Origin of the sequence: Pseudomonas sp. Irchel 3H7, from assembly GCF_900187605.1 — a bacterium.
In the GTDB taxonomy this organism is placed as follows: Bacteria; Pseudomonadota; Gammaproteobacteria; order Pseudomonadales; family Pseudomonadaceae; genus Aquipseudomonas.
This window is the reverse complement of the sequence record NZ_FYEA01000002.1, coordinates 1-12,634: the sequence shown is the minus strand read 5'-3', so window position 1 is coordinate 12,634 and position 12,634 is coordinate 1. Positions and strand designations below refer to the sequence as shown.

12 protein-coding genes are annotated in these 12,634 nt (G+C 59.7%); 6 read left to right on the top strand and 6 right to left on the bottom strand.

Annotated features, from left to right (window positions below; genetic code table 11):
• The first annotated feature begins 4 nt into the window (after positions 1 to 4).
• The 4 genes from CKW38_RS03595 to fabI are packed head-to-tail and all read left to right on the top strand — an operon-like array spanning position 5 to position 4,525.
• A complete protein-coding gene (locus CKW38_RS03595; protein ID WP_095111845.1) occupies positions 5 to 1,078 on the top strand; it encodes a microcin C ABC transporter permease YejB in 1,074 nt (357 codons plus the stop codon).
• A 1-nt stretch (position 1,079) separates the two neighbouring features.
• Positions 1,080 to 2,099: an ABC transporter permease gene (locus CKW38_RS03590; RefSeq protein ID WP_007910587.1), complete on the top strand. Its 1,020-nt coding sequence runs from the start codon at positions 1,080 to 1,082 to the stop codon at positions 2,097 to 2,099.
• A gap of 1 nt (position 2,100) precedes the next feature.
• Positions 2,101 to 3,711, top strand: coding sequence for an ABC transporter ATP-binding protein (locus CKW38_RS03585; RefSeq protein ID WP_095111844.1), 1,611 nt, complete (start codon positions 2,101 to 2,103; stop codon positions 3,709 to 3,711).
• Positions 3,712 to 3,730: 19 nt separating this feature from the next.
• Positions 3,731 to 4,525, top strand: a complete 795-nt coding sequence (gene fabI, locus CKW38_RS03580; protein ID WP_007910591.1) for an enoyl-ACP reductase FabI — start codon at positions 3,731 to 3,733, stop codon at positions 4,523 to 4,525.
• A gap of 179 nt (positions 4,526 to 4,704) precedes the next feature.
• Here fabI and CKW38_RS03575 read toward each other — a convergent pair whose 3' ends face one another.
• Positions 4,705 to 5,559 (bottom strand): LysR family transcriptional regulator, encoded by an 855-nt coding sequence (locus tag CKW38_RS03575; RefSeq protein ID WP_095111843.1) that lies wholly within the window; start codon positions 5,557 to 5,559, stop codon positions 4,705 to 4,707.
• 109 nt (positions 5,560 to 5,668) lie between these two features.
• On the opposite strand from CKW38_RS03575, the gene CKW38_RS03570 reads away from it, so the two are divergent.
• A complete protein-coding gene (locus CKW38_RS03570; protein ID WP_007910594.1) occupies positions 5,669 to 6,094 on the top strand; it encodes a VOC family protein in 426 nt (141 codons plus the stop codon).
• 273 nt (positions 6,095 to 6,367) lie between these two features.
• On the opposite strand, the gene CKW38_RS03565 is transcribed toward CKW38_RS03570, so the two are convergent.
• The 4 genes from CKW38_RS03565 to CKW38_RS03550 are packed head-to-tail and all read right to left on the bottom strand — an operon-like array spanning position 6,368 to position 10,609.
• A complete protein-coding gene (locus CKW38_RS03565) occupies positions 6,368 to 7,333 on the bottom strand; it encodes a diguanylate cyclase (protein WP_095111842.1) in 966 nt (321 codons plus the stop codon).
• Between the two features lie 55 nt (positions 7,334 to 7,388).
• A complete protein-coding gene (locus CKW38_RS03560; protein WP_007910597.1) occupies positions 7,389 to 7,967 on the bottom strand; it encodes a hypothetical protein in 579 nt (192 codons plus the stop codon).
• Position 7,968: 1 nt separating this feature from the next.
• Positions 7,969 to 10,131, bottom strand: a complete 2,163-nt coding sequence (locus CKW38_RS03555; protein WP_095111841.1) for a xanthine dehydrogenase family protein molybdopterin-binding subunit — start codon at positions 10,129 to 10,131, stop codon at positions 7,969 to 7,971.
• Between the two features lie 22 nt (positions 10,132 to 10,153).
• A complete protein-coding gene (locus tag CKW38_RS03550) occupies positions 10,154 to 10,609 on the bottom strand; it encodes a (2Fe-2S)-binding protein (RefSeq protein ID WP_003224136.1) in 456 nt (151 codons plus the stop codon).
• A gap of 266 nt (positions 10,610 to 10,875) precedes the next feature.
• Between CKW38_RS03550 and CKW38_RS03545 the strand changes: the two genes are divergently transcribed.
• Positions 10,876 to 11,706, top strand: coding sequence for an alpha/beta fold hydrolase (locus CKW38_RS03545; protein WP_095047914.1), 831 nt, complete (start codon positions 10,876 to 10,878; stop codon positions 11,704 to 11,706).
• Between the two features lie 350 nt (positions 11,707 to 12,056).
• Here the strand turns inward: CKW38_RS03545 and CKW38_RS03540 are convergent, their stop codons facing one another.
• Positions 12,057 to 12,449 (bottom strand): GFA family protein, encoded by a 393-nt coding sequence (locus tag CKW38_RS03540; protein WP_095111840.1) that lies wholly within the window; start codon positions 12,447 to 12,449, stop codon positions 12,057 to 12,059.
• Positions 12,450 to 12,634: the final 185 nt, after the last annotated feature.

Here is a 12,634-nt window from a genome sequence, read left to right as displayed (position 1 = left end):
TCAGATGCTGGCGTATATTTTTCGGCGACTGCTGCTGATCATCCCGACGCTGTTCGGCATTCTGCTGATCAACTTCGTGATCATTCAGGCCGCGCCCGGTGGCCCGGTGGAACAGATGATCGCCAAGCTCGAAGGCTTCGAAGGCGCCACCAGCCGCATTGCCGGCGGCGGTGCCGAGGTGTCCGTGGCTGGTTCGTCCTATCGCGGCGCGCAGGGCCTGGACCCGGCGCTGATCAAGGAAATCGAGCACATGTACGGGTTCGACAAATCGGCCCCGGAACGCCTGTGGATCATGGTCAAGAACTACGCGCAGCTGGATTTCGGCGACAGTTTTTTCCGCGACGCCAAGGTCATCGACCTGATCAAGGAAAAGATGCCGGTGTCGATCTCGCTGGGGCTGTGGAGCACGCTAATCATGTACCTGGTATCGATCCCGCTGGGGATCGCCAAGGCCACGCGGCACGGCAGCCACTTCGATGTGTGGACCAGTTCGGCGATCATCGTCGGTTACGCGATCCCGGCGTTCCTCTTTGCGATCCTGCTGATCGTGGTGTTTGCCGGCGGCAGTTATCTCGACTGGTTCCCGCTAAGGGGCCTGACCTCGAACAACTTCGATGAACTGAGTTTCGGCGGCAAGCTCCTCGATTACTTCTGGCACTTGGCGTTGCCGGTGACTGCGCTGGTGATCGGCAACTTCGCGACCATGACCCTGCTGACCAAAAACAGCTTCCTCGACGAGATCAACAAGCAGTACGTGGTCACCGCCAAGGCCAAAGGCCTGACCCGCCACCGTGTGCTCTACGGCCACGTGTTCCGCAACGCCATGCTGTTGGTGATTGCCGGTTTCCCGTCGGCGTTCATCGGCATCTTCTTCACAGGCTCCTTGCTGGTGGAAGTGATCTTCTCCCTCGACGGCCTCGGTCTGATGAGTTTCGAAGCGGCGATCAACCGCGATTACCCGGTGGTGTTCGGCACCCTGTTCATCTTCACCCTGCTGGGGCTGGTGGTGAAACTGATCGGCGACCTCACCTACACCTTGGTCGATCCGCGCATCGACTTCGAAAGCCGGGAGCATTGAGATGAACCTGTCCCCTCTCAACCGCCGCCGCTTCGAACTGTTCAAAGCCAACAAGCGCGGCTGGTGGTCGCTGTGGCTGTTTCTGATCCTGTTCGGCCTGAGCCTCGGTGCCGAGCTGATCGCCAACGACAAGCCGCTGGTGGTGCATTACGACAACAACTGGTACTTCCCGGCGATCAAGCGCTACCCGGAAACCGCCTTCGGCGGCGAATTCCCGCTGGAAGCCAACTACAAGAGCCCGTACATCCGCGAACTGCTCAAGGCCAAGGATGCGTGGGTGTTGTGGGCGCCGATTCCCTACAGCTATCAGAGCATCAACTACGACTTGAAAGTCCCGGCGCCCGCGCCACCGTCGGCGGACAATCTGCTGGGTACTGACGATCAGGGCCGCGATGTGTTGGCGCGGGTGATTTATGGCTTCCGCATTTCGGTGCTTTTTGCGCTGACGTTGACCGTGTTGAGTTCGATCATCGGCGTGATTGCCGGGGCCTTGCAGGGTTTCTATGGCGGCTGGGTCGATCTGGCCGGCCAACGTTTTCTGGAAATCTGGTCGGGTTTGCCGGTGCTGTATCTGCTGATCATCCTCGCCAGTTTCGTCCAGCCGAATTTCTGGTGGCTGCTGGGGATCATGCTGCTGTTCTCGTGGATGAGCCTGGTCGACGTGGTGCGCGCCGAGTTCCTCCGTGGCCGCAACCTCGAATACGTGCGCGCCGCGCGCGCGCTGGGCATGCAGAACGGCGCGATCATGTTCCGCCACATCCTGCCCAATGCGATGGTCTCGACCATGACGTTTATGCCGTTCATCCTAACCGGCGCCATCGGCACCCTCACCGCTTTGGACTTCCTCGGTTTCGGCTTGCCGGCCGGCAGTCCGTCGCTGGGTGAACTGGTCGCCCAGGGCAAATCCAACCTGCAAGCGCCGTGGCTGGGCATGAGTGCCTTCGCCGTACTCGCATTGATGTTGAGTTTGCTGGTGTTTATCGGCGAGTCCGCTCGCGATGCCTTCGACCCGAGGAAGTGAAATGAATCAGGACAATCTGATTGAAGTGCGTGACCTCGCCGTCGAGTTCGGTTTCGGCGAGCGCGTGCACCGGGTCGTCGAAGGCGTGAGTTTCGATATCAAGCGCGGCGAAACCCTCGCGCTGGTCGGCGAATCCGGCTCGGGCAAATCGGTGACCGCGCACTCGATCCTGCGCCTGCTGCCCTACCCGATGGCCCGCCATCCGGCCGGCAGCATCAACTACGCCGGGCAAAACCTGCTGGGCCTCAGTGAAAAAACCATCCGGCATATTCGCGGCAATCGTATCGCGATGATCTTTCAGGAGCCGATGACCTCGCTGAATCCGCTGCACTCGATCGAGAAGCAGATCAACGAAGTCCTCGGCATCCACAAGGGCCTGACCGGCAAAGTGGCGACCAAACGCACGCTGGAACTGCTGGAGATGGTCGGCATCCCCGAGCCGCACAAGCGTCTCAAGGCCCTGCCCCACGAATTGTCCGGTGGCCAGCGTCAGCGGGTGATGATCGCCATGGCCCTGGCCAACGAGCCGGAATTGCTGATTGCCGACGAGCCGACTACGGCGCTGGACGTGACCGTTCAGCTGAAAATCCTCGATTTGCTCAAGGAATTGCAGGCCAGATTGGGCATGTCGCTGTTACTGATCAGTCACGATTTGAACCTGGTGCGAAGAATTGCGCATCGCGTATGTGTCATGCAGCGCGGTTGCATCGTCGAACAGGCATCGTGCGCAGAGCTGTTCCGTTCGCCGCAGCATCCGTACACTCGGGAATTGCTCGGCGCGGAGCCCAGCGGAGGCCCGGCGAGCAATAAAATCGGCGCGCCGCTGCTTGAAGTCGAGGACCTGAAAGTCTGGTTCCCGATCAAGAAAGGCCTGCTCAAGCGCACGGTGGATCACGTCAAGGCAGTGGACGGCATCAATTTCAGCCTGCCTCAGGGTCAGACCCTGGGGATTGTCGGCGAAAGCGGTTCCGGCAAATCCACGCTGGGTCTGGCGATTTTGCGGCTGATCGGCAGCAAAGGCGCAATCCGCTTTGAAGGCAAGCAGCTAGACTGCCTGACGCAGAACGAGGTTCGCCCGTTGCGTCGGGAGATGCAGGTGGTGTTTCAGGACCCGTTTGGCAGCCTGAGCCCACGCATGTGTGTCAGTGACATCGTTGGCGAAGGCCTGCGGATTCACAAGATGGGCACCGCCGAGGAGCAAGAGGCGGCGATTATTGCGGCATTGAAGGAGGTAGGTCTGGATCCGGAAACCCGGCACCGCTACCCCCACGAATTTTCCGGTGGGCAACGGCAACGAATCGCCATTGCCCGGGCTTTGGTGCTGAAACCGGCGCTGATCCTGCTGGACGAGCCGACGTCGGCGCTCGACCGGACGGTGCAGCGGCAAGTGGTGGAGCTGTTGCGTTCACTGCAAGCCAAGTACAACCTGACGTATTTGTTTATCAGCCATGACCTGGCTGTGGTGAAAGCGCTGAGCCACCAGCTGATGGTGGTCAAGCATGGCCAAGTGGTCGAACAGGGAGACGCGCAAAGTATTTTTGCCGCCCCCCAACATCCGTATACACAGCAGTTGCTGGAAGCCGCTTTTTTGGCACCAGCCACTGCGCAATAACCTGAAAGAGGAGCAACACATGGGTTTTCTCGCCGGTAAGCGCGTACTGATCGTCGGTGTCGCCAGCAAGCTGTCCATCGCATCCGGCATCGCTGCCGCCATGCATCGCGAGGGCGCTGAGCTTGCCTTCACTTATCAGAACGACAAACTGAAAGGTCGTGTTGAAGAATTCGCCCAAGGCTGGGGTTCGAGCCCTGAGCTGTGCTTCCCGTGCGACGTGGCCAGCGATGAAGAAATCGCCAAGGTCTTCGAAGCACTGAGCAAGAAGTGGGACGGCCTGGATTGCATCGTCCACTCCGTTGGTTTCGCCCCGGGCGACCAACTGGACGGCGACTTCACCGAAGCCACCACCCGTGACGGATTCCGCATCGCTCACGACATCAGCGCCTACAGCTTCGTGGCCCTGGCCAAAGCCGGTCGCGAAATGATGAAAGGCCGCAACGGCAGCCTGCTGACCCTGTCGTACCTGGGCGCCGAGCGCACCATGCCGAACTACAACGTGATGGGCATGGCCAAGGCTTCGCTGGAAGCTGGCGTACGTTACCTGGCCGGCTCCCTGGGCCCGGACGGCACCCGCGTCAACTGCGTATCGGCTGGTCCGATCCGTACCCTGGCAGCCTCGGGCATCAAGAACTTCCGCAAGATGCTGGCCGCCAACGAAGCGCAAACCCCGCTGCGTCGCAACGTCACCATCGACGAAGTCGGCAACGCCGGCGCCTTCCTGTGCTCCGACCTGGCGTCGGGCATCAGCGGCGAAATCATGTACGTAGACGGCGGCTTCAACACCACCGCCATGGGCAACATCGAAGAGTGATCTTCGCTTAGCCAATAAAAAACCCGCCAATCTGGCGGGTTTTTTTATGCCTGCTATTTCTTGAACAACCCAAATCCCTTGTAGGAGTGAGCCTGCTCGCGATGGCGTCGGGTCAGCAACATTCATGTCTCTGGACCACTGCGATCGCGAGCAGGCTCACTCCTACAAGGGGATTGGGGTTATTCCAGACACTGTGCGAACAGCTTTTGGATCGGCTGATTGCGCTGACTGTAACGCTGCAGCAAAACCATCTCGCGATAGAACGTCAGTTCGCCCAGCTCGATGATCCTGACCTTGAGCGAATGGTCCAGCCACAGCCCTGCTTTTGGCAGCAGTGAAACCCCCAATCCCGACTCGACCATTTTCACGATCGCTTCCAGTTCATCCAGCTCCAGCGCTACGTTGACCTCTATGCGCTGCTCCCGCAGAAACCGCGTCACCAATCGCCCACCGAAAGAATTGCGGTCGTAGCGCACATGCGGCCGTTCGGCGAGTAACCGCAGCGGATCGTTGCCATCGACCTGCGGCGGCACGATCAACACAAACGGCTCACGCCGGATCACCTGCGCCGACAGCTCTTTGGGCAGTTCGAACGGCGGCTTGATCATGATTGCCAGATCAACTTCGCCGGCATCCACCTGACTGAGCAGGTTCAACGAAACGCCCGGCACCAGTTTTGGCTCAAGCCCCGGTGCCTGTTGACGCAAGCGCAACAACGCCTGAGGCAACAACCCGGTTTGCGCAGTGGCCACTGCACCGATTTTCAGCTCGCCGCGAAACTCACTGACGTCCTCGCTGATCGCCATCCGGCTGAAGATCGCCAGCATCTCCTGCGCCATCGGCACCGCCCGCTGCCCCGCCGGATTGAGCATTGCCTGGCGGCCAGTGCGGTCGAACAGGCGAATCCCCAACGCCTGTTCAAGATTGCGGATCTGCGCGCTGACCGCCGATTGCGTCAGGCCAATGTGCAGCCCCGCCGCAGCGAAAGTGCCATGCCGCGCCACGGCAAGAAAGGTCTTCAGTTCACGCAGCATGCGCACCTCGACTGATCGAAATAATTTGAGCTCGACGCAAAAACTATCGTCTTTCAATCACATTTCACAGCATTAAACTCAGTCAACCCAACCGATCGAGAATCCCACTATGCAGCTCAGCCCTTTTCATCTGGCCATTCCGGTGTATGACCTCGCAGCCGCACGGCACTTTTATCGCGAGGTGTTTGGTCTGGAGGAAGGTCGCTCCAGTGATCACTGGGTCGATTTCAATTTCTTTGGTCATCAACTGGTGATTCACCTGGCACCGAAAAACGCCTCGCAGGAAGCCGCGCACACCAACGCCGTCGATGGGCATGACGTACCGGTGCCGCATTTTGGTGTGGTGTTGGGTATGCAGGAATGGGAGGCGCTGGCCGAGCGTTTGCAGTCGCTCGAGACCAAGTTTGTGATTGAGCCGGGAATTCGCTTTCAGGGTTTGGTCGGGGAACAGGCGACGATGTTTTTGTTTGACCCGTGCGGCAATGCGCTGGAGTTCAAGGCGTTTAAAGACATTGGGCAGTTGTTTGCCAAATAGATATGTAGGGTTCGGGCTGACGCATTCGCTGGCAGGCTAGTTCCCACATGGATTTGTGGTGAACCGGGATTTTGAGAACACCCGACACCATTGTAGGAGTGAGCCTGCTCGCGATGGCGGTGGGTCAGCCGATGACGATGTTGGATGTGCGGACGCCATCGCTGGCAAGCCAGCTCCCACAGGTTTCTCGGGTGTTCACAAAATCCCGGTTCACTGCAGATCCCTGTGGGAGCTGCGGTGCGACGATTCGACTTGCCAGCGATGAGGCCCGAATCAACAACGCTTCAAGGCCTGCTTGTGCACGTACATCGCACTATCGGCATCCGCCAGCAGCCGATCCACGGTCTCATGGCGCTTGGCGTCGTACTCGATCTGCCCGACGCTGAAGCGAATCGCATACCCGCGATGCAACGTGGCATTGCGCTCTTCGAGAATATCCTTGAGCCGCGCCATGATCGCTGTGGTTTCGACATGGCTGGAGCCGGTCAGCAGCGCAACGAACTCATCGCCACCGAGCCGCCCGACCACGTCACTTTCGCGAAAGGCAATACGCAGCACATCGGCGAAGGTCTTCAGCGCACTGTCACCTTCGGCATGCCCATACAGATCGTTGATCTGCTTGAAGTCATTGAGGTCGAAAAACAGCAAGGTTGCCGGCCGTTCCAGGCGCGCGCAGGCGTCCAGCGCATGCTGCGCCAGTTGCTTGAAACCACGGCGATTGGACAGCAAGGTCAATTCATCCATGCTCGCGATCTGCACAGCAGCCAACTCTTGCTCGGCCATTTCCGCCAGATCACGCAACAGCGCACGCTCTTCCTGGTCGAGGTCGCGGGGCTTGGTGTCGATCAGGCACAGCGTGCCCATTTTATTGCCATTGGGCACAGTCAGCGGGTAACCGGCGTAGAAGCGAATGTTCGGCGCGCCGGTGACCAGCGGGTTGTCATGAAAGCGCACATCTTCGCGGGCGTCCGGTACCAACAACAGGCCGTCGTTAAGAATCGCATGGCCGCAGAATGAAACATCCCTCGGCGTCTCGCTGACATCAAGCCCCACACACGATTTGAACCACTGCCGGTTGGTGTCGACCAGCGTCACCAGTGCAATCGGCACATTGAACAGGCGTTTCGCCAACCGTGTCAGTCGGTCGAAACGCTCTTCAGGGGCGGAATCGAGCAGTTCAAGACCGTGCAACGCTTGAACGCGCGCCGTTTCATTCGCAGGTTTTCCTGGAACCAGCATCAGCACACTCCATTGGCAACAATGCTTTCAAGCGTAGCGCTAATTTGGCAATGGCTCACATTTGCGCCACCGGGCATGGCCCGCCCGCCTCGGCCCACAGCTTGAATTGCGCGACAAAAATATCGTGCGGCACTGGCACCGGCGCGCGCCCTGCCCCGGGATTCCAGCCCCACAGCACCAGTTTGTCTTCGCTGACATGCTTGATCAGCGCAGCAAAGTCGCGATCGCCGTTGCTCGAGCGGTCCTTGATCATCGCGCAGAGTTTGTCCGGCGGCAGGCCGATCCAGGCCATTTTGTGCGCCGCCGGCGGCAGGCTCCAGTGCGGCGCACCCGGCGGTGCATGCAGGCCGTAGCTGGCCGGCGGATTGTTTTCCGCGTGACAGGTCGCGCACGGCAGACCGGCGGCGCCCTTGCCGTCCATGCCGCGCACCACGTTCATGGCGTGGGGGATGCCAGCGTCGAACTGCAACGGCGAATCACCGGGAATATGGCAGTTCTGGCAACGCGGGCTCTGGAAAACTTTCTGCACCGTGCCGAACGCTTTCAGCGCTTCCTGATCATCGGCGAACAGGTCCGAGGCATAACCGCCCAGCCCCAGTAAAACCACCGTGCCCAACACTAGATGTCGTTTCATCTCACACCCCCGACAGTTGCAGCGGCAACTCGCGCAGGCGCTGCCCGGTCAGGGCGAACACCGCGTTGGCCACCGCCGGCGCGGTCGGCGGCACACCGGCCTCGCCGATGCCGCCGGGTTTGTCGCTGCTGGGCACGATGTGCACTTCCACCACCGGCATCTCGTTGAGCCGCAGCACCTGATAATCGTGATAGTTGGACTGCACGACCGCGCCGTCCTTGAGCGTCAGCTTGCTGTGCAGCGCCATGCCCAGACCGAAAGTGATGCACGACTCCATCTGCGCCGCGATGCTCTGCGGGTTCACCGCGATCCCGCAGTCCACCGCGCAGACCACGCGATGCACGCGAATCGCCAGATTGTCCTGCGACACCTCGGCGACCTGCGCCACGTAGCTGCCGAACGACTCGTGCACCGCCACGCCCAGCGCATGGCCGTCGGGCAACGGTGCTTTCCAGTTGGCTTTCTCCACCGCCAGATTGAGCACGCCCAAATGCCGAGGATGCTCCTTGAGCAAGGTTCGTCGGTACTCCACCGGATCTTTGCCTGCCGCCGTGGCCATCTCATCGATCAGCGATTCCATGACAAACGCCGTGTGGCTGTGACCTACCGAGCGCAGCCACAGCACATTGATCCCGGTTTGCGGTGAATGCAGATCGACCTGGTGGTTGGCCAGGCCTTTGACATAAGGGCTGTCGGAAACGCCTTCGACCGACGTTGCATCAACGCCGTTCTTGACCATGGTTTTTTCCAGCATCGTGCCGGCCATGATCGACTGCCCGACCAATACATGCTGCCAGCTCGACGGCAGGCCATCGGCACCGAGCCCGATCCGCGCCTGATGCAGGAACATCGAACGGTAGTAACCGCCACGAATATCGTCTTCCCGCGACCACACGGTTTTCACCGGCATGGCCGCGGCTTTCGCCACTTGCACGGCTTCGGCGACAAAGTCTGAAGTCGGGTTGGCCCGGCGCCCGAAACCGCCGCCCAGGAATTCGGTGTGAATCTCGACCTGCTCCGGTTTCAGCCCGGTGATCTTGCCGGCGACCATTTGATCGAGCGTCTGAAACTGCGTGCCGGTCCAGATTTCGCATTTCTCGGCGCTGATCTTCACCGTGCAATTGAGCGGCTCCATCGGCGCATGAGCCAGATACGGCACGCTGTATTCGACATCGATTTTCTTCGCCGCTTTACCAAAACTGCCCTTGGCATCACCGGCCTGACTCGCCGACGTGCCTTGTGTCGTGGCCAATTTACGGAAGCTCGCCAGCAGTTTCTCGCTGCTCAGGTCCGCATTCGGCCCCAATTCCCAATCGACTTTCAGCGCATCACGGCCCAGTTTCGCCGCCCAGTAATGATCAGCAATCACCGCGACCCCGCTCGGCACCTGCACCACTTTGTGCACGCCCGGCACCGCCAGCGCTTCAGCACCTTCGAAGGATTTAACGCTGGCACCAAATACCGGTGGGCGCGCAACCATCGCCGTCATCAGGCCTTCAAACTGCACGTCCATGCCGAACTTGGCGCGGCCGGTGATTTTCTCCGGCGTGTCGAGGCGTTTGGTCGGTTTGCCGATGACTTTCCAGTCCTTGGCTTCCTTGAAAGTTATCGACTTCGGATCCGGCACCGGTAATTGCCCGGCAGCGTCCGCCAGCTCGCCGTAAGTTGCGCGTTTGTCGCCCGCGATCACCACACCCGATTCAGTGCGAATCGCCGACGGTGCCACTTCAAAGCGCTTCGCCGCTGCCTCTACCAGCATCTGTCGCGCCGTCGCGCCTGCCAGTCGATAACGGTCGAACTCCATCCACGTCGACGTCGAGCCGCCGGTAATCTGCATGCCGCCAAACCCCGGCATGCCGTAATCCGCCGCTGACGCCGGCGAATGCTCGACGCGGATCTTCGACCAGTCCGCGTCCAGTTCTTCGGCAATCAACATGGTCAGGCCGGTCCAGATGCCCTGGCCCATCTCCGAATGGCCCAGTAAAACGGTGACGCTGTTGTCAGCGGCAATGCGCAGGAACGCATTCGGCGCGAAAACCTTGCCTTCATTCTCCGCCGCATAGGCAAATTTGTGGCCGCCGGGGACGACAAACGCCACTACCAACCCGCCGCCCAACACGGCACTGCCCTTGAGAAAACCCCGACGCGATACAGGACTGTTCATCACCTATCTCCCACAGATTGAATCAGCCGATTTCCGATGCACGCTTAACCGCTGCGCGAATCCGGGGATAGGTGCCGCAACGGCAGATATTGCCGGAGAGCGCCTGATCGATATCGCTGTCGGTGGGTTTGGGGATTTTCGCCAGCAGCGCCGCTGCCGACATGATCTGCCCCGATTGGCAGTAACCGCACTGCACCACGTCGAGTTCGGCCCAGGCTTGCTGCACCGGGTGCGAGCCGTCGGTGGACAGGCCTTCGATGGTAAGAATTTTTTGTCCATGGGCCACGGCAGTCGCGGGGGTGATGCAGGCGCGCAACGGCGCGCCGTCAACGTGCACGGTGCAGGCCCCGCACTGGGCCATGCCACAGCCGAATTTGGTGCCGGTCAGGTGCGCGACATCGCGCAGGACCCAGAGCAACGGCATGTCCGCGGGGACATCGAGCTCCTGATCCTTGCCATTGATATTCAAGGTCAGCATCGGGGAAATTCCTCAGACTCACGGTGTTCTGAAGGGGCGCCGCTGTGGCCATCAAAGCCTACGCGCGCCTCGGCTTATCCCTTTCAGCAAAGCCTAATTTGCGTACGAAGCCAGACGTTGCGACCACCGGTCATGCAGATGTCGACTTTAATCCTACAGTTGATAACGGCTCTCACCGAGCCTGCACAGTAGAAAACTCGTCATGAGCGAAACCGGTCCGCGATTACCGCGCGGGTTATCCATCAGATTGGTCTGGAGTTGCGAACATGGGATTTGTCACCAGCAAAGACGGCGTCGAGATTTTCTACAAGGACTGGGGCCCGAAAGACGCGCCAGTGATCCACTTCCACCACGGCTGGCCGCTCAGTTCCGACGATTGGGATGCGCAGATGCTGTTTTTCCTCGGCAAGGGCTTTCGGGTGGTTGCCCATGATCGCCGTGGGCATGGGCGTTCGAGCCAGGTCTGGGACGGGCACGATATGGATCATTACGCCGACGATACGCTGGCCGTGGTTAATCATCTGGGCCTGAAGAACGTGGTGCATGTCGGTCACTCGACCGGTGGCGGTGAGGTGATTCATTACATCGCCCGGCATGGTCAGGCCAACGTTGCCAAAGGTGTGCTGATCAGTGCGGTGCCACCGTTGATGGTGCAGACCGAGAGCAATCCGGGTGGGTTGCCGAAATCGGTGTTCGATGATTTTCAGGCACAACTGGCGGCGAATCGCGCGCAGTTTTATCGCGATATTCCGACCGGACCGTTTTATGGCTACAACCGGCCGGGCGCCACGCCTTCGGAGGGGATTATTGCCAACTGGTGGCGTCAAGGGATGATTGGCGGAGCGAAGGCGCATTACGACGGGATCGTGGCGTTTTCGCAGACGGACTTCACCGAGGACTTGAAGAAGGTCACGGTGCCGGTGTTGGTGATGCATGGCGAGGATGACCAGATTGTGCCGTATGCGGACTCGGGGCCGTTGTCGGCGAAGTTGCTGCCCAATGGCACGCTGAAGTCATATCCGGGGTTCCCGCACGGGATGCCGACGACGGAGGCCGAAACGATTAACGCGGATCTTTTAGCCTTTATTCGCGGCTGAAAATGGACCGGTGCCTGACACTTATCTCTGTGGCAGCCAGCCTGCTGGCTCCCCTATTAGCTATTTGTCACACCAAAAATCCTCAACCCACCTCAATTCCTGTGGGAGCTGGCTTGCCAGCGAAGGCGGCGGCACCTTCAACATCGTTGTTGCCTGACCTACCGCTATCGCTGGCAAGCCAGCTCCCACAGTGTTTTGTGCCAACCCGCAATTCTGTGATCCACACCAATCCCTTGTAGAAGCCAGCCTGCTGGCGATGGCGACGGGTCTGCCAAAGAAGGTGTTGGCTGAACTAGCGCATTCGCTAGCAGGCTAGCTGTGATCCCACAAAGGTCGGCTGAGGGTTGCAACTATTCTTCGGTACGCCCCGTGCTTTCGCGATCACGCTCGTAGTGGTGAGCCAGTGGAAGCGCCGGCAGCCACGCCTCGCGGCGAATCGTCCAGAGTTCGTAGGTGGGTTTGAACTGATTAGGCTCATCAAGTGATCCGACGTTTACCTCTACTTCATCTTCGGAACGCGCGAACACCGGAGAGCCGCAGCGGGGGCAGAAAAAGCGCCCGTTGTAGTTGCGGGTTTCGCCGGTGACTTTCAACGCATCCTCGGGAAATATGGCCGAGGTGTGAAAGAGCGTGCCGTGACGTTTGCGGCAATCGAGGCAGTGGCAGATCCCGACTCGGTAGGGCTGACCTGTCACTTCGAAACGGACATCGCCGCATAGGCAGCCGCCAGTCAATCGATTCATGTCATACCTCCTCTTCAGATTTTTATATTACCGACAGCCCTCACCCTAACCCTCTCTCTGTATGTACCGGAGACATGGTGGACACATGTTCGGAGACATAGTGGACGGTTTTAGATCTTCTTACCTGCCGTAACGGTCTGCAAGTTCAAGTCGATTCGGGCGATACGATGTCTACTCCAGTAGAC